Origin of the sequence: Phenylobacterium sp., assembly GCF_030693805.1 — a bacterium.
GTDB lineage: Bacteria > Pseudomonadota > Alphaproteobacteria > Caulobacterales > Caulobacteraceae > Phenylobacterium.
The window spans coordinates 1-24,874 of record NZ_JAUXZW010000072.1; the positions used below are offsets into that span (position 1 = coordinate 1).

At 67.9% G+C, this 24,874-nt stretch carries 23 protein-coding genes; 13 read left to right on the forward strand and 10 right to left on the reverse strand.

The window, feature by feature from the left end:
- Positions 1-765 precede the first annotated feature (765 nt).
- Positions 766-1,272, forward strand: a complete 507-nt coding sequence (locus tag Q8M88_RS03190; RefSeq protein WP_305594803.1) for a sigma-70 family RNA polymerase sigma factor — start codon at positions 766-768, stop codon at positions 1,270-1,272.
- On the opposite strand, the gene Q8M88_RS03195 is transcribed toward Q8M88_RS03190, so the two are convergent.
- The 3 genes from Q8M88_RS03195 to Q8M88_RS03205 are packed head-to-tail and all read right to left on the reverse strand — an operon-like array spanning position 1,269 to position 4,194.
- A complete protein-coding gene (locus Q8M88_RS03195; RefSeq protein WP_305594804.1) occupies positions 1,269-1,664 on the reverse strand; it encodes a RidA family protein in 396 nt (131 codons plus the stop codon). The two genes, Q8M88_RS03190 and Q8M88_RS03195, sit on opposite strands and share 4 nt — an antisense overlap.
- A 59-nt stretch (positions 1,665-1,723) precedes the next feature.
- Entirely contained in the window at positions 1,724-2,527 is an 804-nt protein-coding gene (locus Q8M88_RS03200; protein ID WP_305594805.1) for a DUF72 domain-containing protein, read from the reverse strand.
- A 2-nt stretch (positions 2,528-2,529) separates the two neighbouring features.
- A complete protein-coding gene (locus Q8M88_RS03205; protein WP_305594806.1) occupies positions 2,530-4,194 on the reverse strand; it encodes a M28 family metallopeptidase in 1,665 nt (554 codons plus the stop codon).
- A 169-nt stretch (positions 4,195-4,363) separates the two neighbouring features.
- Between Q8M88_RS03205 and Q8M88_RS03210 the strand changes: the two genes are divergently transcribed.
- The 5 genes from Q8M88_RS03210 (at position 4,364) to Q8M88_RS03230 (ending at position 12,574) form a co-directional block, all read left to right on the forward strand.
- Positions 4,364-5,887, forward strand: coding sequence for an efflux transporter outer membrane subunit (locus tag Q8M88_RS03210; RefSeq protein ID WP_305594807.1), 1,524 nt, complete (start codon positions 4,364-4,366; stop codon positions 5,885-5,887).
- A 9-nt stretch (positions 5,888-5,896) separates the two neighbouring features.
- Positions 5,897-7,027 (forward strand): efflux RND transporter periplasmic adaptor subunit, encoded by a 1,131-nt coding sequence (locus Q8M88_RS03215; protein ID WP_305594808.1) that lies wholly within the window; start codon positions 5,897-5,899, stop codon positions 7,025-7,027.
- Positions 7,024-10,155, forward strand: a complete 3,132-nt coding sequence (locus Q8M88_RS03220) for an efflux RND transporter permease subunit (RefSeq protein WP_305594809.1) — start codon at positions 7,024-7,026, stop codon at positions 10,153-10,155. Before Q8M88_RS03215 ends, Q8M88_RS03220 begins: the two co-directional genes overlap by 4 nt.
- Positions 10,156-10,335: 180 nt before the next feature.
- Entirely contained in the window at positions 10,336-11,625 is a 1,290-nt protein-coding gene (locus Q8M88_RS03225; RefSeq protein WP_305594810.1) for an adenylosuccinate synthase, read from the forward strand.
- A gap of 133 nt (positions 11,626-11,758) precedes the next feature.
- Positions 11,759-12,574, forward strand: a complete 816-nt coding sequence (locus Q8M88_RS03230) for a response regulator transcription factor (RefSeq protein ID WP_305594811.1) — start codon at positions 11,759-11,761, stop codon at positions 12,572-12,574.
- Between the two features lie 33 nt (positions 12,575-12,607).
- On the opposite strand, the gene rpoH is transcribed toward Q8M88_RS03230, so the two are convergent.
- The 3 genes from rpoH to Q8M88_RS03245 all read right to left on the reverse strand — a co-directional run bounded on the left by rpoH (position 12,608) and on the right by Q8M88_RS03245 (position 15,589).
- Positions 12,608-13,501 (reverse strand): RNA polymerase sigma factor RpoH, encoded by an 894-nt coding sequence (gene rpoH / locus Q8M88_RS03235; RefSeq protein ID WP_371132617.1) that lies wholly within the window; start codon positions 13,499-13,501, stop codon positions 12,608-12,610.
- A 208-nt stretch (positions 13,502-13,709) separates the two neighbouring features.
- Positions 13,710-14,732 carry an RluA family pseudouridine synthase gene (locus tag Q8M88_RS03240; RefSeq protein WP_371132618.1) on the reverse strand — a complete coding sequence of 341 codons (1,023 nt, stop codon included), beginning with the start codon at positions 14,730-14,732 and terminating at the stop codon, positions 13,710-13,712.
- Complete coding sequence (locus Q8M88_RS03245; RefSeq protein WP_305594812.1) at positions 14,729-15,589, reverse strand: helix-turn-helix transcriptional regulator; 861 nt, start codon at positions 15,587-15,589, stop codon at positions 14,729-14,731. The genes Q8M88_RS03240 and Q8M88_RS03245 overlap by 4 nt, the downstream gene beginning before the upstream one ends.
- A 316-nt stretch (positions 15,590-15,905) precedes the next feature.
- On the opposite strand from Q8M88_RS03245, the gene Q8M88_RS03250 reads away from it, so the two are divergent.
- Entirely contained in the window at positions 15,906-16,478 is a 573-nt protein-coding gene (locus tag Q8M88_RS03250) for a sigma-70 family RNA polymerase sigma factor (RefSeq protein ID WP_305594813.1), read from the forward strand.
- A gap of 13 nt (positions 16,479-16,491) precedes the next feature.
- On the opposite strand, the gene Q8M88_RS03255 is transcribed toward Q8M88_RS03250, so the two are convergent.
- The 3 genes from Q8M88_RS03255 to folE all read right to left on the reverse strand — a co-directional run bounded on the left by Q8M88_RS03255 (position 16,492) and on the right by folE (position 17,970).
- On the reverse strand, positions 16,492-16,809 hold the full coding sequence (locus tag Q8M88_RS03255) for a ferritin (protein ID WP_305594814.1): 318 nt from the start codon (positions 16,807-16,809) through the stop codon (positions 16,492-16,494).
- 82 nt (positions 16,810-16,891) lie between these two features.
- Entirely contained in the window at positions 16,892-17,290 is a 399-nt protein-coding gene (hisI, locus tag Q8M88_RS03260) for a phosphoribosyl-AMP cyclohydrolase (protein ID WP_305594815.1), read from the reverse strand.
- A gap of 56 nt (positions 17,291-17,346) precedes the next feature.
- Positions 17,347-17,970, reverse strand: coding sequence for a GTP cyclohydrolase I FolE (gene folE, locus Q8M88_RS03265; protein ID WP_305594825.1), 624 nt, complete (start codon positions 17,968-17,970; stop codon positions 17,347-17,349).
- Between the two features lie 177 nt (positions 17,971-18,147).
- Here folE and cysS point away from each other — a divergent pair, with 177 nt between their 5' ends.
- The 6 genes from cysS to Q8M88_RS03295 all read left to right on the forward strand — a co-directional run bounded on the left by cysS (position 18,148) and on the right by Q8M88_RS03295 (position 23,983).
- Entirely contained in the window at positions 18,148-19,581 is a 1,434-nt protein-coding gene (cysS, locus tag Q8M88_RS03270; protein WP_305594816.1) for a cysteine--tRNA ligase, read from the forward strand.
- A complete protein-coding gene (locus tag Q8M88_RS03275) occupies positions 19,581-20,132 on the forward strand; it encodes an SRPBCC domain-containing protein (protein ID WP_305594817.1) in 552 nt (183 codons plus the stop codon). Before cysS ends, Q8M88_RS03275 begins: the two co-directional genes overlap by 1 nt.
- Entirely contained in the window at positions 20,129-20,563 is a 435-nt protein-coding gene (locus tag Q8M88_RS03280) for an iron-sulfur cluster assembly scaffold protein (protein ID WP_305594818.1), read from the forward strand. Before Q8M88_RS03275 ends, Q8M88_RS03280 begins: the two co-directional genes overlap by 4 nt.
- Before the next feature lie 254 nt (positions 20,564-20,817).
- Positions 20,818-21,075 carry a membrane protein insertion efficiency factor YidD gene (gene yidD / locus Q8M88_RS03285; protein WP_305594819.1) on the forward strand — a complete coding sequence of 86 codons (258 nt, stop codon included), beginning with the start codon at positions 20,818-20,820 and terminating at the stop codon, positions 21,073-21,075.
- The gene (gene thrS, locus Q8M88_RS03290) at positions 21,072-23,051 is read left to right on the forward strand and encodes a threonine--tRNA ligase (protein ID WP_305594820.1); all 1,980 of its coding nucleotides are present in this window, start codon (positions 21,072-21,074) and stop codon (positions 23,049-23,051) included. The genes yidD and thrS overlap by 4 nt, the downstream gene beginning before the upstream one ends.
- The gene (locus Q8M88_RS03295) at positions 23,048-23,983 is read left to right on the forward strand and encodes a glycosyltransferase family 2 protein (RefSeq protein ID WP_305594821.1); all 936 of its coding nucleotides are present in this window, start codon (positions 23,048-23,050) and stop codon (positions 23,981-23,983) included. Before thrS ends, Q8M88_RS03295 begins: the two co-directional genes overlap by 4 nt.
- Here Q8M88_RS03295 and Q8M88_RS03300 read toward each other — a convergent pair.
- On the reverse strand, positions 23,980-24,874 hold an 895-nt coding region (locus tag Q8M88_RS03300; RefSeq protein WP_305594822.1), incomplete at its 5' end, for a hydroxymethylglutaryl-CoA lyase. The genes Q8M88_RS03295 and Q8M88_RS03300 overlap by 4 nt on opposite strands.

Sequence of the window (24,874 nt, forward strand, 5' to 3'; positions counted from 1 at the left end):
GAACACCTGGCGCGCCGCGTCCAGGATCGCGTTACGATTCTGAAGCTTGGTCTGCTCCCGTTTGCCGGCGGGAAGGAACACGACCTCGGGCATACACGCCTCACTCAGACAAAAAATGACACATGTCATTCTACCCCGACCGCGACGGAACGCCAGTTTGTTCGTTAAGGCGTGGGGAGGCGCGCCGCGGATGGGATCGGCGACGTCCAGACTGGCGCAGGCGCGCGGGGCGCGGTGCAGCCGGCGCGGCACTGTCCCCACGCACTGGAGCACTCCTCGGAGGCGTCGCCGCCAAGGCAGAAGTAGTAGCTCTGTGCGCAATCAAGCCGACACTGCCCTCCATCAGGGCCGAGCGGCGGGGGCATCGGCGGCAGCGCGGGCGTTTCCAACGGTGGCCCACCGCCCCGTGTGGGTGGAAACTGCAGTGGTTGCGTCGCCGGGGGGTTGATCGCCCCGCGCAGAGCGGGCGGACGGGCGGCCCCGCCAGACTGGCCGGCGGACGACGGCCGGCTCGCCGGCTGGGCGCGCGAGGGGTCCGCAAGACAGACAATCGCCGCCAGGGCCACGCCGAACAGCACGCTCATCCGGCGCATGCGCCAAAGGCCTCCCGGATCGCCAACGAAGCTGGGATTCTAGGCGTTCGCGCACCGCCTGCACATGATGAATGATTCCTTGGCCCGTGCCCGGATGGAATCGCCAGCGCGAGTCGTTCACCTCACGATGGCCGCTTGCCGCAATGAAGCGCTTGGCGTCCGGGGCTGTAAAATGTCGGACCCATTCAAAGACCGGGTGCTGGAGTTGATGCCCACACTTCGCGGATATGCGATGGCGCTGACGCGCTCGCCGAGCGAAGCGGACGACCTGGTCCAGGACGCCCTGATGCGGGCCTGGCGTTACCGCAGCGGGTTCAAGCCGGGGACCAATCTGGAAGCCTGGCTGTGCGCCATCCTGCGCAATTGCTTCTACACAGGACTGCAGAAGAACCGCCGCACGGTGGCCGACGTCGATGGTCGCCACGCCGCCCAGCTTTCGTCGCCGCCCGATCAGGAATGGCGCCTGCGCTACAGCGAATTGCTGGAGGCGCTGAAGCAACTGAGCGCGGAGACCCGCGACGCCCTGTTGCTGGTCGTCGGCGCCGGCCTCACTTACGAGGACGCCGCCGAGATCACCGGCTGCGCGGTGGGCACGCTGAAGAGCCGCGTGCACCGCGCCCGCACCCATCTCGCCGAAATCACCGATCCCCAGATGTTTGGCGTTGAGTCGGCCCGCTAGTCCCGGCTGGCCACGGCGAACACGTCGCACTGCATCAGCATCGAACCCGGCAGCTCATAGGCGAAGATGTGGCGCGCCGGCCGCGACTCCGGGTCGGGAAAGGCGACGATCCATTCCCGATTGATGGCTTCGCGCGCCGCGGGCACGTCCTTGGCGTAGAACTCGATCTTGACGATGTCCTCCAGGTCCGCACCTCCGGCGGCCAGGATCGCGCGCATGTTGATGAAGGCCAGGCGCGTCTGTTCGCTCACGTCATCAGGCATCAGGCCGGTCGTGGTGTCCTGGCCGGAGATCCCGCCGGTGAACAGGATGTTGCCCACCCGGCTGGCCGCCGGCGTCGGGTTGGTCCCGTGGCTGAAACCCTTGATGTTGATGCTGCGGCGTCGCGCCATCTGCGTCCTCCCTGAATATCGTTGTGTCGCCGGCTTGGCGTCGGCGTTGTCTTGAGCCCTCAGGCCTGCGTGCGTTCCAGCAGCGCCATGGCCGCGGCGGGGGCGCGGACCTTACCTTCGTGGATGACGAAGGCGAACACCTCACGCGGCTGTTTTGCAGCCGGCTTCGCCGCGAGCTTGGGCAGGTCGTCCGGCGCGCCGCCTTTGGCGTAGTCCTCGAACCGCCGCGCCCACGCATCCAGATCCTTGGGCTCGTAGGCCGTCTCGATGTCGTCGGAGCCGCGCATCAGGCGTGCATAGACGAAGTCGGCGGTGGCGTCGGCGATCATCGGATAGACCTCGTGCTCGGAGCAGCAGATCGCCACCTGGTGCGCCCGGCACATTTCGACGAACGCGGGGTCGGCGAAACTCGCGTGGCGCACCTCCATGCAGTGGCGCAGCGGCAGACCCTCGAGCGTTTTCGGGAGCAGATCCAAGAAGGCGCCGAAGTCGTCGGGATCGAACTTCTTGGTCGCCATGAACTGCCACAGGATCGGGCCCAGGTGCGGGCCAAGCTCGGTCAGGCCCTGGCCCAGGAACTTCTCCATGGACTCGCCCATCTCGGCCAGCACGCGGCGGTTGGTGCAGAACCGCGAGGCCTTCACCGTGAACATGAAGTCCTCGGGGACGCTGGCGGCCCACTTGGCGAAGGTCGCGGGTTTCTGGGTGGAATAGTAGGTCGAGTTGATCTCGATCGCGCTCAGATGGCTGCTCGCATAGGCCAGTTCGTCGGCCTGCTTGAGGCCCTGCGGATAGAAGACGCCCCGCCACGGTTCGAACGTCCAGCCGCCGATGCCGGCGCGAATCCGTCCCATCTCAACCATGCTCACTTCCTCGCTGCGGCGCTCTTGTCGCGTTCGGCCTTGAACTCGGCGCCCGGTTTCCAGCTCGGCCATTCGCGCGAATTGGCGAGCTTTTCGCCCAGTTCATAGAGCAGGCCCGTGTCGGTGGCGACGCCGGCGAGATTCCAGTCCGGGCTCCATTCGTCGGCCGGCTGGTGATAGCGCGCAGAGACATAATCCTGCTGGGCCGCCGCGCCCGCCGCCTTGCCGCCGACCAGAAGATCCTCACCGGCGCCGAACGAGATCGCCGGGACCCCGCGCTTGGCGAACGAGAAGTGGTCGGAGCGGAAGAAGCTGCCGTTCTGCGGGCGCGGGTCGGGGCTGAAATAGCGCCCATGGGCGCGGCCCACCGCGATAAGGTCATCCTGCAGGGTCAGGGGCGCATCCCCGGCGGTGGCGAAATCGTGCGCGGGTCCTGCGACGCTGAGTGAGTCCATGTTGATCACGCCCACAGTGGTCGCCAGCGGATAGAGCGGGTTCCAGGCGTAGTATTCAGATCCCAGCAGGCCCTTTTCTTCGGCGGTCACCGACAGAAACAGCACCGAGCGGGCGGGCCGCGGCCCCTCGGCGAAGGCGGCCGCCAGTTCGATCAACGCCGCCACGCCCGTGCCGTTGTCCCGCGCGCCATTGTAGATGACGTCGCCCCTGGCGTCCGGCTCCCCGATCCCGAGATGGTCCCAGTGGGCGGTGTAGATCACCGTCTCATCCGGGTGCGTGGTTCCGGCGAGCAGCGCGGCGACGTTGTGCGTGACGATCTTCTCGGCCTTCACCGCATAGTCCATCGACACGGTCGCGCCCGGCAGCGGGACCGGTCTGAACTGCGGCGACCGCGCGCTGATCTTCAGCGCCTCGTAGTCGAGACCGGCGGCCTTCAACAGATCCGCCGCGGCGTCACGCTGGATCCAGCCCTCGAGCGGCGCGTGGGCCTTGGTCGGATTGTCGCGGATGATGTCGAACACCGCGCTGGCGTTGGAGTTCTTCACCGTCGCCCAGCCGTAGGCGGCTGGCGCGGTCTCATGGATCACCATGAAGCCGATCGCCCCGCGCCGCGCGGCCTCCTCGTACTTGTAGGTCCAGCGTCCGTAGTAGGTCATCGCCTTGCCGCCGAACGCGCCCTGGCCGGTCTCGAAATCCGGGTCGTTGACCAGGTCCTGAGCCACCTTGCCCTTCAGGTCGTACCCCTTGAAATCGTCCCAGCCGCGCTCGGGGGCGTCTACGCCGTAGCCGATGAACACCAGCGGCGCGTCCTTGATCGTCACCCGGGTCGCGCCGGTGGCTGCGGCCCGCACGGTGACCTCATCTCCTTGCGACCAGGCGAACGTCTTGTCGCCCACCTTGGCGGAGGCGGTGATCGGGCCGGTGATCTCGAAACGCGCCAGCGGCACGTCCTGGGTCCAGGCGCGCGATCCGTCCGCCGCCTTGTCTCCCCCAGGCTGTAATCCGGCGGCTTTGAACTGGCTGACCAGGTAATCGACCGTCTTGGGTTCCGCACGCGTCGCCGGCCCACGGCCTTCAAAGGCGTCGGAGGCCAGGACCTTCACGTGGTCGGCTAGTTTCACCGGATCGAACACAGGTTCAGCGGCGCTGGCCGCGGGGGCCTGAAAAACGAGCGCCACGACGGCGGCGGTGATGAAAACAAGCTTTCGCATCAATAGGGCGCCACCGTGAGTGAACTTGCCTACAGTCTAGCCTGCAGGAGTGAGAACCGTTAGAGGTCCGCCGATCAACGCAACGATGCACCTGGAGTTCGTTGGGGCGGACGGCGCATTGCGCTGTCGTCGAGCTGACACCAGTCTGCAATTCGCTCGACGCTGACATATGTTCTACAGGATCGCCGCGGCCGAGACGGCTCAGACGCGTCGCGGACGCGACCGCCGCACCGGCCCAGACCAGGAACGTTTCCCACTCATGCGCCTCGCCTTGCCAGCAGCCTCAGCCGCCGGCCTCGCCATCCTGACGCTTGCGGGCTGCGCCTCGGTGCGCGAGCCGACCACAACCCTGCCGCAAACCTATGAAGCTCCGGCTGGCGCGGCGACGCCCGCGGCCGGGCTCGATACCTGGTGGACGGCGTTCGGCGACGCCCAACTTGACGGCCTGATCGACCAGGCCCTGCGCGCCAGTCCCGACGCGCTCAGCGCCGCCGCTCGCCTTGCCGAGGCCCGCGCGGTCGCACAGACCGCGCTGGCGGCGTTGCTGCCGAACGGCTCGCTGCAGGGGCAGGGTCGCAAGACCCACACCGAGCAGCTTTCGGGGACGGTGATCAACATCCCCGGCTTCTCCACCAACGGCGATTCCGAGTCCTACTCCGCCAATTTCGACGTGAGCTGGGAGATCGACCTGTTCGGCCGGTTGCGCTCCGGACGCCGCGCCGCGCGGGGCGACGTCGCCGCCGCACGCTTCAACTACGAAGGCGCCCGCGCCAGCCTCGCGGCCAATGTCGCCGACACCTATTTCCAGGCGCGCGGGCTGGCCATCCAGTTCGACGAGGCGCGCGAGACGGTGCGCATCCAGCAGGCCCTGCAAAACGTCGCCGATCGTCGCGCGCAGCGGGGCCTGGGCGCGATCTCCGACGCGGACCGGGTGGCTGGCGACCTCGCCCAGGCCCAGGCCCGGGCGGCGGGGCTGGAAGCCGAGCTGCAGGCCGCCCGTCGCACCTTGCTGGTCCTGGTCGGCCGCGGCGCGGAGCCGACGGCGAACCTGCCGGTGATCGCCGACCTCGGCGCCGTTCCGGCGGTCCCGGCGACGCTCCCCAGTGAACTTTTGGCGCGCCGGCCTGATGTGCGTGAAGCGCAGGCGCGGATCGCCTCGGCCGCCGGCCGGCTCGATGTCGCCGAACGCGCGTTCTTTCCGACCTTCACCCTGACGCCGGGACTGGGCTGGTCGCGCAGCCTGCAGCCCGAGTTCTCGTCCACCACTCGCAACTGGTCTATCGGCGGTGCAGTCAGTCAGCCGATCCTCGACATCCCGCAACTGCTGATCGATCTGAAGGCTCAGAGCGCGCGGACCGAACAGGCGGTCATCGACTATGAGAAGGTCGTGCAGACGGCGTTCGCCGAGGCCGAGAACAGTCTTGTGCAGCTGGACGCCGACCGACGCGGCGTCGTTCTGCTCCAAGGCGGCGAGCGACGGGCGGCGCGCGCCTATGAGGCGGCGCGTATCCGTTATGTGGCTGGGATCGACGACCTGCAGCAGGCGCTGGCCGCCGAGCAGGCCTGGCGCGCCACGCGGACCCAACTCACCACGGCCCAGGTGCAGGCGCTGCGCCGCGCCGTCCAAGCCTACAAGGCGCTCGGCGGCGGCTGGCCTGCCGAGAGCCTCCCCATGAACGCCCGAGCCCGATAGAGCCGCCGCATGCCGAACACCAAATCTCGCCTGATCGTCATCGTGGGGATGACCGCCCTGTTGGGCCTTGGCGCTTGCCACAAGAAACCGCCCGCCGAGACCGACGCGAAACAGCAGGCGCGCTCTGTGCGGGTCGTGCGCATCGAGCCCAGCGCCGTCACCGGCGCGCTCGCGGCTTCCGGCGACCTGGTGTCGCGTGAGGAGGCCGCCGTGCAGCCCGAGGTCACCGGCTACCGCGTCTCGCGGGTCCTGGTCGACGTCGGCTCCTACGTGCGGCGGGGCCAGACCCTGGCCGAACTCGATGGCGCGCTGATCAATTCCCAGCTCGAACAACAGGCCGCACTGGCCGCCCAGGCCGCCGTGCAGGCCGAACAGGCCGAGGATCAGGCGGCTCGGGTGAAAGGCCTCGACAACCAGGGCGTCCTTTCGCAGGAGCAGATCGAGCAGCGGCGCTTCCAGGCCCGCGCGGCGCGCGCCAACGCCAACGCCCAGGCCGCCGCGCTCAGGGACGTCCGCACACGCGCCGGCAAGCTGGCGGTCAGCGCGCCGGTCTCAGGCCTGGTGCTGGAACGCACTGTGCGGCCCGGCGACCTGTCGGCCGGTTCGGCGACGCCCTGGTTCAGGATCGCCCGCGATGGTCAGATCGAACTGTCGGCGCAGATGTCCGAGGACGAGCTGACGCGGGTTCATATCGGCCAACAGGCCACGGTGACGCTTCCCAGTGGGTCGACAGCCATCGGGGTCGTGCGGCTGATCAGTCCGCAGGTCGATCCGCAGACCAAGCTCGGCTCGGTGCGCGTCACCCTGCCGGTTAGAAGCGACATCCGGGCCGGCGGGTTCGGCCGGGCGGTGTTCGCCGACGCCACCGGGACCGCGCTGGCCGTGCCGGAGACTGCGATCCGCTACGACGCCGACGGCGCCAGCGTGATGGTCGTCGGCGCCGACAATCGCGTGAAGCGGGTGGCGGTGACCGCCGGGACCCGGGGCTCTGGCCTGGTGCAACTGGTCAAGGGGCCGCCCGCCGGCACGCGCATCGTCGCGGCCGCCGCGGGCTTGCTGCTGGACGGAGACATGGTGCGGCCGCTGGAGGCTCGCGCCGCCACGCCGGCCCCAGCTCCGGCCAAGGCGGCCGCCAAATGAGCAACCAGCGCGTTGGCGGCTCTGGCGGATTCCCGATCTCCGCCTGGGCGATCCGTAATCCGGTCCCTGTGGCGGTGCTGTTCATCGGCCTGGTTCTGGCTGGCGTGCTGGCCTATCTGGCTCTGCCGATCAAGCAGTACCCGAACATCCAGTTTCCCATCGTGGCCGTCACCGTCACCCAGAGCGGCGCGGCGCCTGGGGAGATGGAGACCCAGATCACCCGACCGATCGAGGACGCCATCGCCAGCATCAGCGGGGCGAAGAACGTCACCTCGGTGGTGACCCAGGGTGTTTCCACGACGTCGATGGAATTCGAGATCGGTGAGGATCTGCAGAAGAAGACCGACGAAGTCCGCTCGAAGATCGACCAGGCGCGCGCGCTGTTGCCCCGGGATGTCGACGAGCCGGTCGTCCAGCAAGTCGAGATCGATGCGCTGCAGCCGATCCTGACCTATGCGGTGGAAGCGCCGGCGATGTCCGACGAGGAACTGTCGTGGTTCATCGACGACACGGTGTCGCGCAGCCTCCAGGGGGCCAAGGGCGTAGCCCAGGTCAGCCGGGTCGGCGGCGTCAGCCGTGAGATCAACATCCTCGTCGATCCGGACCGCCTGGCGGCGCGCGGCTTGACGGCGACCCAGGTCAACACCGCCTTGCGCGGATTCCAGACCGATGCGCCCGGCGGCCGGGTCAACATCGGCGGCCGCGAACAGACGCTCCGCGTGCTGGGCACCGTGCAGACCGTCGCGCAGATCCGCGACCTAACAATCCCCACGGGGACCGGCGGCTACGTACGCCTGGGCGACGTGGCCGACGTGGGCGACGGGGCGTCCGAGACCCGCGGCTTCGCGCGGCTGAACGGCAGGCCGGTCGTGGGCTTCCAGGTCTCCAAGACCAAGGAGGCCAGCGACGTCGGCGCGGAGGACGCCGTCTCCAAGAAGATCGCCGAACTCGGCAAGGCGCACCCGGAGATGAAGTTCGCCAAGATCTTCTCCACGGTCGATGAGACACGGGCGAGCTTCAGCGCCACCCAGCATGTGCTGGCCGAGGGCATGTTGCTGGCCGCGCTGGTGGTGCTGTTCTTCCTGCGTGACTGGCGGGCCACCCTGATCACCGCCGTGGCGATGCCGATCTCGCTGATCCCGACGTTCTTCGTGATGCAGCTCATGGGCTTTTCGCTGAACGTCGTGACTCTTCTGGCCCTAACCCTGGTCGTCGGCATCCTGGTCGACGACGCCATCGTCGAGATCGAGAACATCGAGAAACGGATCGCGCGCGGCGCGCGGCCGTTTACCGCCGCACTGGAGGGCGCCGACGCCATCGGCCTCGCCGTGGTGGCGACCACCATGGCCATCGTGGTGGTGTTCACGCCGGTCAGCTTCATGCCGGGCATCGTCGGCCAGTTCTTCCGCGAGTTCGGGATGACCGTCTCGGTGGCCGTGCTGTTCTCGCTGTTGACCGCGCGTCTGGTGACGCCGCTGATGGCGGCTTACCTGCTGAAACCCGTCGCCAAGCCCCAGGATCGCAATCCTTTCGTCGGGCGCTACCGCACCGCGTTGGACTGGGCGCTGAAGCACAGGATCGTCGCCACCGTGATCGGCGGCCTGATGTTCTTCGGCTCGATCGCCCTGGTGGGCTTGCTGCCGCAGGGTTTCCAGCCGGCGGGCGATCCGGACTACGTCTACGTCAACATCCAAGGTCCGCCCGGCGCCACGGTCTCCCAGATGGAAGACATCGAGCACCGCCTTACCGAGTTGCTGGAAAAGCAACCTGAGGTCACCGCGGTGTTCGTTCAGATCGGCTCCACGGTTGCGACGTTCGGCCCCGGCGCCGGCGGCGGCGGTGGCGATCTGCGCAGCGGCACGGCCACGGTCCTGCTTGATCCACATCGCAAGGTGTCGGGCGACGAGCTCAAGGCGCGACTGCGCAGCGACCTGCGCGCAATCCCGGACGCCAGGCTCAACTTCCTCGATTTCCAAGGCGCCGCCGGCTATCAGCAGGTGTTGACCGGCGACGACCCGGAGGCGCTGCAGCGCGCCGCGCTGGAGCTGGAACAGCAGATGCGGACACTGCCGCAGCTCGCAGACCCTCGCCCGTCGAAGCCGGCGGAAGGTCCTGAAATCGTCATCCGTCCGCGGGCCGAGGAAGCTGCGCGCCTGGGCGTTTCGTCCGACGCCATCGCCACCATCGCCCGGGTCGCCACGGTGGGCGACATTGACGCCAACGTCGCCAAGTTCAACGACGGCGAGCGCCGTGTGCCGATCCGCGTGCGCCTGCCCGAGGACGCCCGCGCGGACATCGAACGGATCAAGGCGTTGCGCGTGCCCACCGCGTCCGGCGGCTCCACCACGCTGGGCAGCGTCGCCGACATCGACTTCCAGGCCGGTCCGGCGCGCATCGACCGGCTCAATCGCCAGCGCCAGATGACCGTCCAGGCCGAACTCAATGGCGTCGAGATGGGTGATGCTCAGAAGGCCGTGAACCAGCTTCCGATCATGAAGAAGCTGCCGCCGAGCGTGAAGCCAGCCGCCGTCGGCGACCAGGAGGCGATGCAGCAGTTGTTTACCGGCTTCGGCGTGGCGCTGTTCGCCGGCGTATCGATGATCTACGGCGTGCTGGTGCTGCTGTTCCGCAGCTTCTTCAAGCCGATCGTGATCCTGTCGGCCCTGCCGCTGGCAGTGGGCGGGGCGTTCCTCGGCCTGCTGATCTTCAACCTGTCGCTGTCGATCCCCTCGATGATCGGCTTCCTGATGCTGTTCGGCCTGGCGGCGAAGAACTCGATTCTGCTGGTCGAGTACGCCATCGAGCGCGAACGCGACGGCATGACGCAGCATGAGGCGCTGCTGGAAGCCTGCCGCGAGCGGGCTCGGCCCATCGTCATGACCACGCTGGCCATGGCCGCGGGCATGCTGCCGACGGCGCTGGCGCTGGAGAAGGGCGCGGAGTTCCGCCAGCCGATGGCGGTCGCGGTGATCGGCGGGTTGATCACCTCGACGATCCTGTCGTTGGTGCTGGTGCCGGTGGTCTACGAGTTCGTCGACGACTTCGAGCAGTGGCTGAAGCCCCGGCTGGCGCGCCTGGTCACGCCGCGCGAGGCCGCTCGCCAGGCGGCGCCGGAAGACAGGCTCTAGCCGGCGCGCGCGCAGGCAGGCGATGGCGCTTGACTGTGTGGGCGGGGACCTGTTTACAGGCGCGCGTCGTCGGCTGGCGAAGGGTTCGCAGCGGCGCGTGAAAATCGATTCAAGTCCACCCGCCGAGGGCCTGTCGAAGGGCGTGGCTGGACCCGCTCGGCAGGCGGGGATCGCGTATCCATGGCGAATGTGACAGTCATCGGCGGCCAGTGGGGCGACGAGGGCAAAGGCAAGGTTATCGACTGGCTGGCGAACCGCGCCGACGTCGTGGTGCGCTTCCAGGGCGGCAACAACGCTGGCCACACCATCGTGGTCGGAGACACCACCTACAAGCTGTCGCTGCTGCCCTCAGGCGTGATCCAGGGCAAGCTGTCGATCATCGGCAACGGCGTGGTCGTCGACCCGTGGTCGTTGCTCGACGAGATCGAGCGCGGTCGCGGCCAGGGCCTGGCGCTCACCCCGGACGTCCTGGTGCTGGCCGAGAACGCCACCCTGGTGCTGCCGCTGCACCGCGACCTGGACGCCGCGCGCGAAGCCCGCGCGGGGGCCAACAAGATCGGCACCACCGGCCGCGGCATCGGTCCGGCCTATGAGGACAAGGTCGGCCGCCGCGCGATCCGTTTCGCAGACCTGACCGACCGCGAGGCGCTGGAAGGCAAGATCGAACGACTGCTGGCGCACCACGACGCCCTGCGCCTGGGTCTTGGCCTGCCGCAGGTCCAGCCGCACGAACTGCTGGCCCTCCTGCTGGATCTCGCGCCCAAGATCACCCCCTACGTCAAACCCGCCTGGAAGGTGCTGGGCGATGCGGTGAAGGACGGCAAACGCGTGCTGTTCGAAGGCGCCCAGGCGACCCTGTTGGACGTCGACCACGGGACCTACCCCTATGTGACCTCGTCCAACACCGTCGCCGGTCAGGTGGCGGCTGGCTCCGGCGTCGGTCCCAAGGTCGGCGGCTATGTGCTGGGCATCGTCAAGGCCTACACCACGCGGGTCGGCGAAGGCCCGTTCCCGACTGAGCTGTCCGACGAGATCGGCCGCCGGCTGGGCGAGAAGGGCCATGAGTTCGGCACGGTCACCGGCCGCCCGCGGCGCTGCGGCTGGTTCGACGCCGCTCTGGTGCGCCAGTCGATCGCCGTCGGTGGCGTCGAGGGCGTGGTGCTGACCAAGCTCGATATCCTCGACGGCTTCACCACCCTGAAGGTCTGCACGGGCTACACCTTGCGCGGCGAGCCGATCGACCACCTTCCGGCCGGGTTGCGCGATCAAGCCGCCCTCGAGCCGGTCTACGAAGAACTCGAAGGCTGGAGCGGAAGCACACAGGGTGCGCGCTCCTGGAAGGATCTGCCGGCCAATGCGGTGAAGTATGTGCGCCGCATCGAAGAGCTGATCGGCGCGCCTGTGGTGTTGCTGTCCACCAGCCCGCAGCGTGACGACATCATCATGATGCGCGACCCCTTCCAGGGCTAAGGCCTCACCTCTCCGTCCTTCGCTTCTCGGCGAAATCCACCGCCACCGCAGGGGGCGGAGCGCGGGCCGACGTCAAGGCGATCTTTACGATCCCCGGGCATCCTGCGGAGACTACGCAAGGAGCCGGGCGCGGGTGTTCAACGAGGACTACAAGACCATCCAGCGTATGGCCCCGCTGCTGCAGCGGGTGCTGATCGTCGATCCGCAGCCGAGCGGGGCGCGGCTGATCGGCGACCTCATGCGCAATATCGCCCATTCGCAGATCTGGATGGCAGCCAGCACGCCCAAGGCTCTGGGCGTGATCAAAAGCGTCGAGCCGCAAGTGATCTTCGTCGAAGCTTCCGGCCCCGGCGTGGATGGCGCGGACTTCACCCGGGCGCTTCGCCGCAGCGATCTGTCGGCGCGCCAGGCGCCGGTGATCATGGTCACCGCGAACGCGACTGCAGCCGGCATCATCGCCGCGCGCGACGCCGGCGTGCACGAATTCCTGCGCAAGCCGTTCACCACCAAGGACCTGCTGCGCCGCCTGGAGGCGATCACGCTTCGGCCCCGCGACTGGATCGAGGCGGTGACCTACGTCGGACCCGATCGGCGGCGGTTCAACTCAGGCGACTACACTGGCGCGCTGAAGCGTCGCTCCGACGCGCGCGCCACGCCGGATGCTGCACGCATCCTGCAGGCCCTGAAGATCCTGAAATCGGCGGTGGGCGCGATCGAGGGGGATCCGGTTCAGGCGCTGCGTTCGATGCAGGCGCAGGCGGCGGACCTTCAGAAGGCGGCTGTGGCGGTGTCGGACATGAAGCTGTCGACCGCCTCGGCGGACTTCCAGCGGTTCCTGATCCAGGCTGCGGCCCGCGGCCCCCTGATCAGCGCCGAAGTCGCCAAGCACGCTCAGCCGTTGATCGACATGATGCCCAAGGACGCCGGGCGCGACGCCGAAGCCGCCTGAGCCGACCGGCCCAGGCGTGTCGGTCGACAGACGTCAGGCGTCGACCAGGTTGCGTTCCTCGGCGGCGGCCCGCATCGACTTCTGCAATGTCTCGAAGGCGCGGACCTCGATCTGCCGCACCCGCTCGCGGCTGACGCCGTATTGCGAAGCCAGTTCCTCCAGCGTGGTCGGATCGTCCTTCAGGCGCCGTTCGGTGAGGATGTGACGCTCACGGTCGGTGAGTTCGATCATCGCCTCTTCCAGCAGGCTCATGCGGATGGTGCGTTCCTCGTTGTCGGCGACCACCGTTTCTTGGCTAGGCGCGTTGTCGTCGGCCAGCCAATCCTGCCATTCGCTCTCGGAGTCCGAACGCAGCGGCGCGTTCAGCGACGCGTCCGGCCCTGACAGGCGGCGATTCATCGAAATCACCTCCTCGTCGAGCACGCCCAGCCGCGTCGCGATCAACTTCACCTGGTCGGGGCGCATGTCCCCGTCCTCGAGCGCGGAGATCTCGCTCTTGGCCTTGCGCAGGTTGAAGAACAGCTTCTTCTGCGCCGCCGTCGTGCCCATCTTCACCAGGCTCCAGGAGCGCAGGATGTATTCCTGGATCGAGGCGCGGATCCACCACATGGCGTAGGTGGCCAGCCGGAAGCCCTTGTCGGGCTCGAACTTCTTCACCGCCTGCATCAGGCCGACATTGCCTTCGGAGATGACCTCGCCGATCGGCAGGCCATAGCCGCGGTAGCCCATGGCGATTTTCGCCACCAGACGCAGGTGCGAGGTGACCAGACGATGCGCGGACTCCGGATCCTGATGCTCCTTCCACGCCTTGGCGAGCATGAACTCCTCGTCCCTGGCCAGCATCGGAAACTTGCGGATCTCGGAAAGATACCGGCTAAGGCCGCCTTCCGGCGACATCACGGCAAGGGCGCTAGCGCTCACGGCCATGTGCATAATCCCCTTTTTCTATGGACGCCGGGGTCACACGCTTTACGCCGCGCGACACTGCCCGTCCCCTCCAACCTCTGAGATAAGCATTGGTTGCCCTCTGCAAAAGAGCGCGGGAGGCGGGTTTCCGGTTAAGTCCTACTACTCAACTCGGGTATTTCTACTCCCTGACGCCGGAGTCATCAAGACCGCGTCGGGCGATGAAATCTCACAGCGCCGACAGCAGGGCTTCCAGCGCGGCGAGGTCGGCGGGCAGGGGGCTCTCGAAGCTCAACGTCTCGCCGGTCACCGGGTGGCGGAAGCCGAGGATCGCCGCGTGCAGGGCTTGCCGGTGCAGGCCCGCCTGCTCCATAGCCCCCCGGACGGCCGCCGAGGGCTGGCCCGAGCCATAGACAGGATCGCCGAGGCAGGGCGCGCCCTTGGACGCCAGGTGGACGCGAATCTGGTGGGTGCGGCCGGTTTCCAGGCGGCAGGACACGCGCGCGGCCAGCGGCCGGCCGGCGGGGCCGAAGGTGCGCTCCACCCGGTAGCCGGTGATCGCCTCTCGGCCGCCGGACTTCAGCAAGGCCATCTTTTTGCGGTCGTGAGGAGAGCGCCCGATGCGGCCCTCGATCACCCCACGCACCGGCGAGGGCGCGCCGCGAGTGAAGGCCACATAGGCGCGGTCGATGTCGTGGGCGGCGAACAGGGTCGACAGCCCACGATGGGCGACGTCGTTCTTGGCGGCCACCAAAACCCCGGAGGTGTCCTTGTCGAGCCGATGCACAATGCCGGGCCTCGCCACCCCGCCGACGCCCGAAAGGCTTTCGCCGCAGTGGTGGAGCAAGGCGTTGACCAAGGTGCCGCTCTCGTTGCCGGGCGCAGGATGGGCCGCCATGCCGGCCGGCTTGTCGACGACGATGAGGTGCTCGTCCTCGAACAGCACGACGAGCGGGATGTTCTCCGCGACAGGCTCGGCGGCGGTCGGGGCCGGGATCAGGATGGTGTAGTCGCCCGCCTGGGCCTTGACGGAGAGGTCGCGCATCGGCGCGCCGTCGCGGCTGACCATGCCCTGGGACATCAAAGCCTGCACGCGGGCGCGCGAAAGCTCCGGCAATTTGTCGGCGAGCGCCCGGTCGAGCCGGCCCGCGACTTCCTCACCGCGGAGGGTGACGATCCTCAAGCCCGGCTGATGCTCGGGGTCTTCGTCGTCTAACGGCTCGTCCGCATCGCCGGACGCGGTCGCGTTCACCCCTGCAGGTGTCCGCCCGTGCTCAAGCCGCGCGACAGGCTGTTGGCCCACGACGACAGCAGGAACAGCTCGCCCGCGCCGCTCTTCACGGCCTCGGGGCCGATGTCGCGGATCAGGTGGCGACGGATATCCTCAGGCACCGAGCCGTCGGGCGCGGCGGGGTCGGAGGCCAGCAGCTCCTGGCAGCGGGCGTCGTCGGCTTCGCAGTCGCCCGTCAGGTCGCCGATACGCTCCAGCACCACGGGATAGGCCGACGGCGTTCGCGCCGCATTCAGCGCCGCGGCCAGGATCAGCCCGTCGAGCTGGGTGGCCTTGTGCAGGGCCACGCCGTTGAAGATCAGGAACACCGGCGTCTGGCCGACGGTGTCGAACAGGATGGCGAAGAGCTGGCCCTCGACCGGCAGCATCCAGCCGTCGAACAGCAGGCCGGAGCCCCCCATGGTGAATTGCAGGATGCCGTCCGGCCCGCGGCGGATCATCCCGTGATCATGAAACAGTCGGCCCGGCATGGCGATCGAAGGGCGCGTCGAACGCCAGAACCCCTCATAGGTGCCGGCGCGGCGTTCGGTGACCAGGCGCGCCAGGTCCAGACCGGGGAGCGGCAGGCCCACCGGGGCCACGGGCGGAGGGATGTAACTGACGGTTGCGGGCGTGGGCGCCGGCTCGACGCCGAACACCCGGCCCAGCTCGTCGAGTTCGCGATCCCAGTGCAGCATCGTAAAGCCCGGCTGCCGCGAGGCGATCAGGCGGGTGAGGTTCTCGAGATTGTGGGCGGACGGGGTCACCGTGCCAGAAGCCCAGCGGCCGACCAGCGACTTGTCGACGCCCAGGTCGGCGGCGAGCCGACCGCGGCTCATGGACAACGCTTTGAGCACCAAATCAAGTTTGGTGGGAAAGGCTACTGGACCCGACATGACGCGGGCACATTCCCCTCGAATCCTAGAAAATGCAACCCGTTGCGCAACCGTTGCATAAGGGTTGCACGATTGCGTGCAACCCGTGTGCACGATCACTGCAACGGTTGCGCATGTCGTAGCCCGTCGCTGCAACTGCAGCGCTTTCGCGCCCGGGCCTACAACACCGTCACCACGATCGGACACCGTCAGGCGCGCTTCTTGCCTGACGAAGGTGCGGGCCCCGCAGGGCGGCCGGATTTGGGACGGGAAACTAAAGATGAGCGATACGTTCAGGCAGGAACTGGTGGCCCTCATCCCAAGGTTGCGAGGCCACGCGATGGCCCTGACCGGATCGAGCGCGGAAGCCGACGACCTGATCCAGGACACCATGGTTCGCGCCTGGCGCTTTCGAGAGGGTTTCCGCGAGGGCAGCAACCTGAACGCATGGGTCAACAAGATCCTGCGCAACACCTTCTACACGAGCTCGGTCGCACGCCGGAACACGGTGCAGGATGTGGACGGCAAGTACGCCGCGGCCCTGACCTGCGACGCCGACCAGGAATGGCGGATGAAGTACTCCGACCTGACCCGTGCGCTGCAGTCGCTGACCCCGGAATCGCGAGACGCCCTGCTGCTGGTGGTCGCCGAAGGCCTCAGCTACGAGGACGCCGCCGAAATCAGCGGTTGCCCAGTCGGCACCATGAAGAGCCGCGTGAACCGCGCCCGTGAACGCTTGGCGGAGCTGATCGACGTCGATCTGCCCAAGGCTAACATGCGCGCCGGCCGCCGCCGGGCCGCCGCCGTCTCGGGCGCCGACAGCAAGTGGGCGCTCACCGCCAACGCGGCCTGAGCGCCATCCTCGCCTAGAGGCCGTGCCCGTCGCTCGCGGCTTCTTCGCGGCCGGTGATCGAGCCCTCGGTGAACAGGTACTCCTTCAACTGCTCATCGAATTCGCCGTCGTTGCGGCGGATCCATTCCAGGGCCATCGACGCGTGCTCGATCTCCTCGTGGGCGTTGTGCAGCAGGATGGCCTTCAGCGCAGGATCGTCGCAATCGTCGGCGCGCTGCCGGTACCAGTCCACAGCCTCCAGCTCCTCGATGAGAGAGGTGATCGCATAGTGCAGGTTCAGCGTCCGCGGCTGCAGTTTCTCGCGCGGAACATGAAGGCCTTCGCTGGACATCGTTGATCAGCTCCTGTGGTCGAGGTGGGGGAATGCGCAATCCGTGCAGACGCTGCACCGCACCGCGCACCGGCTATAGGGCTCAGTCGCGCTCGACCAGCACGCCGTCCTCTATGACGCGATAAAAACAGCTTCGCGCGCCGGTGTGGCACGCTCCGCCGTCGCCTTGCGGCACGACACGCAGCAACACCACGTCCTGGTCGCAGTCGATGCGCGCCTCAATCAGCCGCTGGATCTGGCCGCTGGTCGCGCCCTTGCGCCAAAGCTCCTGGCGCGAGCGGCTGAAGTAATGGGCCTCGCGGGTCGTCAGCGTCAGCCTCAGGGCCTCGGCGTTCATCCAGGCGACCATCAGGATCTCGCCGCTGTCGGCGTGGGTCGTCACCGCGCAGATCAGGCCGTTCTCGTCGAAGCGCGGCGCGAGCACGACGCCGTGCTCGAGGTCACGCTTCGAGGCGGCGGCCGGGAATGGGTTCGTCATCACCCCAATATGGCGTCTTCACCCCCTATGGCGCTAGCCTGCGTGGAAGCACAGCGCCGTCAGCGATTGACGAAGTCCAGGAACCGCTGGCGCAGGGTCGGATCGGTCTTGAACACGCCGGTGAACTGGGTGGTGATCGTCGTCACGTGCCGGTGGTGGACGCCGCGGGTGGTCATGCACTGGTGCGCCGCATCGATCAGCACGGCGACGCCGGCGGGGCGCAGGCTGTCGGTGATCGCGTCGGCGATCTGCTGGGTCATCGTCTCTTGCGTCTGCAGGCGGCGAGCGAAGATCTCGACTACGCGGGCGATCTTCGAGATGCCGACCACGCGGTTGGTCGGCATGTAGGCCACGTAGGCCTTGCCCAGGAACGGCGCCATGTGGTGCTCGCAATGGCTCTCCACCTCGATCTCGCGCAGCATGACGATGTCGTCGTAGCCCTGCACGTCCTCGAAGGTGCGCGACAGCTCCTTGGCCGGATCGGCCTCATAGCCCTCGAACCATTCGGCATAGGCGTCGACCACGCGCTTGGGCGTGTCGATCACACCTTCGCGGCGCGGGTCGTCGCCAGCCCAGGCGATCAGCGTGCGCACGGCCGCCATGGCTTCTTCACGGCTGGGGCGTTGCGCGGCGTTCGCATCAGGCGCGCCGACGAGGGCTCGATCCTTGGTCACTGCATCCATTTGAGCTGCGGTCTTTCCCGGGCTGAGTTGCGCCGAGGCGAAGGCCTCGGAGATGACGCGTACCACCCTAAAGACGCGGGCAGGCGCGATGCGAAACGCGCCGTGGCCTCCCCGCTGGGCGATATGTATATGGGGCGAACCCGTTGCCCGGCAACCGTTACGCTTCGTCAGACCCGCATGACCCTGAACCTTTACGACACCCTGACCCGTACAAAGCGCGCCTTTGCGCCCGCCGACCCCAAACGGGTGACGATGTATGTGTGCGGACCGACGGTCTACAATTACGCCCACATCGGCAACGCCCGCCCGGTGGTGGTGTTCGACGTCCTGTTTCGGCTGCTGCGCGCGGCCTACGGCGAGGACGCTGTGCTGTACGCGGCCAATGTCACCGACGTTGACGACCGGATCGCCGCCAAGGCCCACGAGGAGGGCGTGGCGATCACCGTGGTCACCGACCGCTACCTGGCCGCCTATAACGCCGACATGGCGACGTTGGGCGCGCTGCGGCCGACGTTCCAGCCCAAGGCCACCGAGACCATGGCCGAGATCATCGACATGATCGGCCGGCTCGTCGCCAAGGGCGCGGCCTATGTGGCCGAGGGCCACGCCCTGTTCGACACCCTGGCCTTCCCCGACTACGGCAAGCTGTCGGGCCGTTCGCTGGACGACATGATCGCTGGCGCCCGCGTCGAGGTCGCCCCCTACAAGCGCCACCCCGCCGACTTCGTGCTGTGGAAGCCGTCCAAGCCTGACGAGCCGTCCTGGGAAAGCCCGTGGGGACCGGGACGTCCCGGCTGGCATATCGAATGCTCGGCGATGATCGAACAGACCCTTGGCCTGCCGATCGACATCCACGGCGGCGGCAACGACCTGATCTTTCCGCACCACGAGAACGAGATGGCCCAGGGCGTTTGCGCCGGCCACGACGACGGCTATTCGCGCTGGTGGTTGCACAACGGCTTCCTGAACTTCGGCGACGAGAAGATGTCCAAGAGCCTGGGGAATGTCGTGCTGGTGCACGACCTCATCGACCAGGTCCCAGGCGAGGCGCTGCGCTGGGCGTTGCTGGTCGGACACTACCGCGCGCCGCTGGAATGGACTGGCGACCTGGTCGCGCAGGCGCGCACCTCGCTCGACCGGCTGTACGGCGTGCTCAGCGACGCGCGCCGCGCCGAGACGCAGGCGCGCGCCTTCCCGACGCCCGATCCGCACGCCATCGAGACCCTTATCGCGGAATCCGATTTCCGCGCGGCCCTGGACGACGACCTCAACACGTCCAAGGCGCTCAGCGAGCTGTTCACCCTCGGTAACGGCCTGCGGGCGGCGCTGACGGCCGGCAAGGCCCAGGCCTGCGCCGACCACCGCGCGGCGCTGCTGGACTGCGCCAACCTGCTGGGCTTTCTGGAGGCCGATCCCGACGCCTGGTTCCAGGGCGGCGCCGATCCGGACCTGAAGGCGCGCATCGACGGTCTGATCGAAGCCCGCGTCGTCGCGCGCGCGGCCAAGGACTGGAGCGAGGCTGATCGCATCCGTGACGAACTCACCGCGTTGAATGTCGAAGTGCTGGACGGCCCGCAGGGGGCGACCTGGAGGCTGAAGGAACCCGTGTGATGCCAGCGCCTGTCAAAGCGCCGAAGACCTTCGACGTCGCCCAGGGATTCAAGTTCCAGACGGGCGGCGGCGGTCCGGCGGGGGTGAAGATTGAACACCGGATCGGCGTCAACGCGCCGGCCAGCGTGATCTGGGACGTGATCTTCGATGTGGCCTCGTGGCCGCGGTGGTCGGTGATCTATCCGCAAGCCGCGGGCGAGGTGCGGATCGGTTCGGCGCTGAACCTGACCCTGGCCCTGCCGGGAGAAGCTCATCGCGCGGTTCAGGCCACGGTGCTGGATTGGGCGCCGAACGATCAGCTGCATCTGCGCCAATCGCGTTATGGCGGGCTGCTGCGCAGCACGCGCTACCTGGAGATCGAGATCCTCGGCGACGAGAGCTGTATCTTCTCCAATGGGGAGCTGTTCCAGGGACTGCTTCTGTCGACCGTCCGCGGCCGTGGATCGCGCAGCCTGCGCAAAGGTTTCACCTTGCTGGGCGAGGGCCTGAAGGTGCGCGCCGAGGCGGCATGGCGCGCGGGCGGCGCGGCGCCTACATCTGTGGGCGAATGATCGACGACCTCTACTCGGCGAGACTCCTCAAGCTGGCGGCCAACCTGCCGCACAGCGGGCGGCTGGCCGCGCCGCATGCGAGCTCTGAAAAGATCTCCAAGCTCTGTGGCAGCCGGGTGGTGGTGGACGTCACGATCGATGGCGACCGGGTGGCCGACTTCGCCCAGGACGTGAAGGCCTGCGCCCTGGGCCAGGCGTCGGCCGCGGTGCTGGGCGCGCACGTGATCGGCGCCAGCCTCGAGGAGATCGAGACCGCACGCGACGCCTTTCGCGCCATGCTGAAGGCCGGCGGCGCGGCGCCGTCGGGCCGCTTCGCCGACATCGCGATGCTGGAGCCGGTGAAGGACTACCCGGCTCGCCACGCTTCAACGTTGCTTGCGTTCGAAGCCGCCGCCGCGGCGGTGCGCGAGGCCATGGAGCGGCGCTACTGACGCCGGCGCCTGATCTACGGGCAGGCTTAAGGTTCCTTACACCGTCGACCTGTGATACGGGACGGCCCTGTATTTGCTTGATTTCGCCATGGCCCGTCGAACGGACGAACTAGCCCGCAACGCCTCGACCGCCGCGTCCACGACGCCGGCGCCGTTCGTCAGGCGTGCGCGAACTAGCCCCGCCGGTGCGGCTTGATCCGACGCCGACCGCAGCGTAAGCGCTGCGACTGAGTCTCAAGCTCCCGCGAGCCGGCATGACCTTCTATGAGATGTGCGTCCGAGGCGCGCTGCGCGCCTACAAGCTGACGCTTTCGCCCCTGATCGGGCGCCAATGCCGGTTCCTTCCGACCTGTTCGGAATACGCGGCCGAGGCGCTGATCGACCACGGTCCCTGGCGCGGCGCCCTGCTCGCCGCCGGGCGGCTGTGTCGTTGTCATCCTTTGGGAGGCTCCGGGTACGACCCGCCGCCGCCCTCGCGCCGTAAGGCGCGGACATGGACATGCGAGACATGATCGAACTGGTTTTCCCCGACGGCTCGAAACGTGAATTCGAGCCCGGCGCGACGGGGCGCGACGTCGCCGCCTCGATCTCGAAGTCGCTGGAGAAGCGCTCGGTGCTGGTCAAGCTCGACGGTGCGCTTCTCGATCTTGACCGCCCGCTGCCGAACGGCGGCGCGTTCGAACTGCTGACGCGCGAAAGCCCCGCCGCCCTGGAGACCATCCGCCACGACGCCTCCCATGTGATGGCGGAGGCGGTGCAGGAGCTGTTCCCCGGCACCCAGGTGACCATCGGCCCGGCGATCGAGGACGGCTTCTACTACGACTTCGCCCGAAGTGAGCCGTTCAGCCTCGACGACCTGCCGAAGATCGAGCAGCGGATGCGCGAGATCGTCGACCGCGACGAGAAGATCAGCCGCGAGGTTTGGGCCCGCGAAGCCGCCATCGAGCACTTCAAGTCGATCGGCGAGGACTACAAGGCCGAGATCGTCGCCGACCTGCCGGAAGGCGACGAGATCAGCGTCTATCGCCAGGGCGCGTGGAAGGACCTGTGCCTGGGCCCGCACCTGCCGTCGACCAAGTTCGTCGGCAAGGCGTTCAAGTTGACCAAGCTGGCCGGCGCCTACTGGCGCGGCGATCACCGGAACGCCCAGCTCCAGCGGATCTACGGCACGGCCTGGGCCAGCGACGCCGATCTAGAGGCCTACCTGCTGCGCATCGAGGAAGCCGAGAAGCGCGACCACCGGCGCATCGGGGCGACGATGGACCTCTTCCACATCCAGGAAGAGGGCAAGGGGATGATCTTCTGGCATCCCAAGGGCTGGACGCTCTATCGCACGTTGCAGAACTACGTGCGCCGGCGCATGGAGGCCGAGGGCTACGTTGAGGTGAAGACGCCCCAGGTGCTCGACTACTCGCTGTGGGAACAGTCCGGCCACGCGCAGAAGTTCGGAGCCAACATGTTCGTCTGCGAGACGGACGAGGGCGAGAAGCTGGCGCTCAAGCCGATGAACTGCCCCGGGCACCTGCAGATCTTCAACCACGGCCAGCGGTCCTATCGCGAGCTGCCGATGCGCATGGCGGAGTTCGACGGACTGCACCGCTATGAAAGCTCAGGTTCGCTGCATGGCCTGCTGCGGGTGCGGGGACTGGCCCAGGACGACGCCCACATCTTCTGCCGCGAGGATCAGATCGAGGCGGAGTCCAAGGCGTTCGTCGAGCTGCTGCAGGTGATCTACCGCGATCTCGACGTCGAACTGGACTCGGTGAAGCTGGCCCTGCGCCCCGACCTGCGCTTCGGCGACGACGAGATCTGGACCATCGCCGAGGACACCCTGGAGCGCGCCGCGAACGCCGCCGGCGTCAAGGTCGAGCGGCTGGAGAACGAGGGCGCCTTCTACGGGCCCAAGCTCGAGTTCCACCTGCGCGATGCGATCGGGCGGACGTGGCAGTGCGGAACGCTGCAGCTCGACTATGTGCTGCCGGAGCGGATGGACGCCTCCTACATCGCCGAGGACGGCCAGAAGCACCGGCCGGTAATGCTGCACCGGGCGATCCTCGGCTCGCTGGAACGCTTTCTCGGCGTGCTGATTGAACATTATTCGGGCGCCTTCCCGCTTTGGCTGGCGCCAGTGCAGGTGGTGGTCGCCACGATTACGTCTGACGCCGACGACTACGCTCTGAAGGCCGTCGACGTGCTGCGCAAGGCAGGCCTGCGGGTGGAGAGCGATCTGCGTAACGAAAAGATCAACTACAAAGTGCGAGAGCATAGCCTGGCCAAGGCGCCTGTCATCGCCGTGGTCGGCCGCCGTGAAGCAGAACTGGGTCAGGTGGCGCTGCGTCGCTTCGGATCGACGGGGCAGGAGGTCGTCTCGCTGCTGGAGGCTGCAAACATGCTTGCCATGGAGGCCGTACCGCCTGATCTTGCAGTTCGCGCCACGGGCGACCAACGCTCGCCCCACGGCGTGGTCGGGGCCATGGAGGCTGGATGAACGGCATCGCACCGATCGTCGCCGTCGAAGCTGCGCCGCTGCCGGATTTCCTGAGGTCGCGCCACAAGGTCTCGGTGGTCATGGTCGTGTACATGACCGGCGAGGCGCTTGAGGAAAGCCTCTCTTGCGTCATGGCCGACCCGCTGGTCGACGAACTGGTGCTGGTCGACAACGGCTCCACGCCGATCGAGGCTGCACGCCTGAAAGCGCTGTCCGAGCGCGATCGCCGCGTCGTCCTGCTGGAAGGTCACGGCAACGTCGGCTTCGCCCGCGGCGCGAATCTGGGCGCTGCGCGGGCCAGCGGCGACGTGCTGGTGTTCCTCAATCCCGACGCCTTCCTGCAGCGTGACTGCATCGCCGCCCTGGTGCGCGCCATCGAGGATCGTCCGACGCCGTGCATCGTCGGCGGGCGGGTGCTGAACGCCGACCGCACCGAGCAGCGGGGCGCGCGCCGAGGCGACATCACGCCGATGGCCGCGCTGCTGTCGCTGAGCAGCCTGGCGCGCCTGGTTCCCGGATGGCGGCGCTACGAGGTGCATTGGGAAAACGATGCAGCGCCCGAGCAGGTCTCCGAGGTTCCGACCATCTCCGGCGCCTGCTTCTGCATGCGTCGCCAGGACTTCGACACCGTCGGCGGCTTCGACGAGGGCTACTTTCTGCACGTCGAGGATGTCGACCTGTGCTGGCGGGTGCGCCGGGCCGGCGGCACGGTGCTGTTCCACCCCAAGGCCGAGGTGATCCATCTGGGCCACACCAGCCAGACCAGCCCGCTGAAGGTCGAATTCCACAAGGGCGTGGGACTGGCGCGCTACTTCCGCAAGCGCGCCCGCAGCCTGTCGCAGCATGTGCTGGCCTGGGTGCTGTCGCCGCTAATCGTCTGCACCGCGGTGGTCCGCCCGATGATGTGGCGCCTGCGCGGTCGCGCCACCTAGGCCGAGGTCAGGGGCGGCATCGGGAACACGCCGGCGCGGCTAACCGAAGCGGCCGGCGGTTTGCCCAGGAAGCCGGACATCCACTTCGCGGTTTCGATCAGGCCGTCCAGGTCATAGCCGGTGGCGTATCCGGCGCGCTCGAGCATGTAGACGAGATCTTCGGTGCCGATATTGCCGGTGGCGTCTGGGGCGAACGGACAGCCGCCCAGGCCGCCGCAACTGGCGTCCAGCACATCCACTCCCGCCTCGACGGCGGCGTAGGCGTTCGCCAGGCCGGTGTTGCGCGTGTCGTGGAAATGCATCCGCAGGCGAGTGGTCGGGGCGGCGTTTCGCACCCCTTCGATGAGCTTCCGCACAGTCCAGGGATCGGCCACGCCGATGGTGTCGCCGAGCGCGATCTCCTCGACGCCCAGCGCGCCGGCCTCGGCGGCCATGGCCACGACGCGCTCGTGCGGCACCTCGCCCTCGAAGGGGCAACCGAAGGCGACGGAGAAGGTCACGCTGACCGGTGGTCCGCCTTCGACGCGGCGACGCTGGGTGATCGCCGCGAGCGTCGCCATCTGCTCGGCCATGGTGGAGCCCTGGTTGCGGATCGCAAAGCCGTCGGACGCGCAGACCACGACGTTGGCCTCGTCGCAGGCGGCGGCGAGGCAGCGGTCCCAGCCGCGCATGTTCAGCACCAGTCCGATGCGCGAGCGGCCGGCGTGGAGCGCCAGCCCCGCCATGATCTCCTCCGCCCCGTCCATCTGCGGCACCCGGCGCGGATTGACGAACGAGACGACCTCGATGCGGCGGGCGCCGGCGGCCTCCAGCCGTTGGATGAACTCCAGCTTCTGCGGGACGTCTAGGAGGACCTTTTCGTTCTGCAGGCCGTCGCGCGGGCCGACCTCG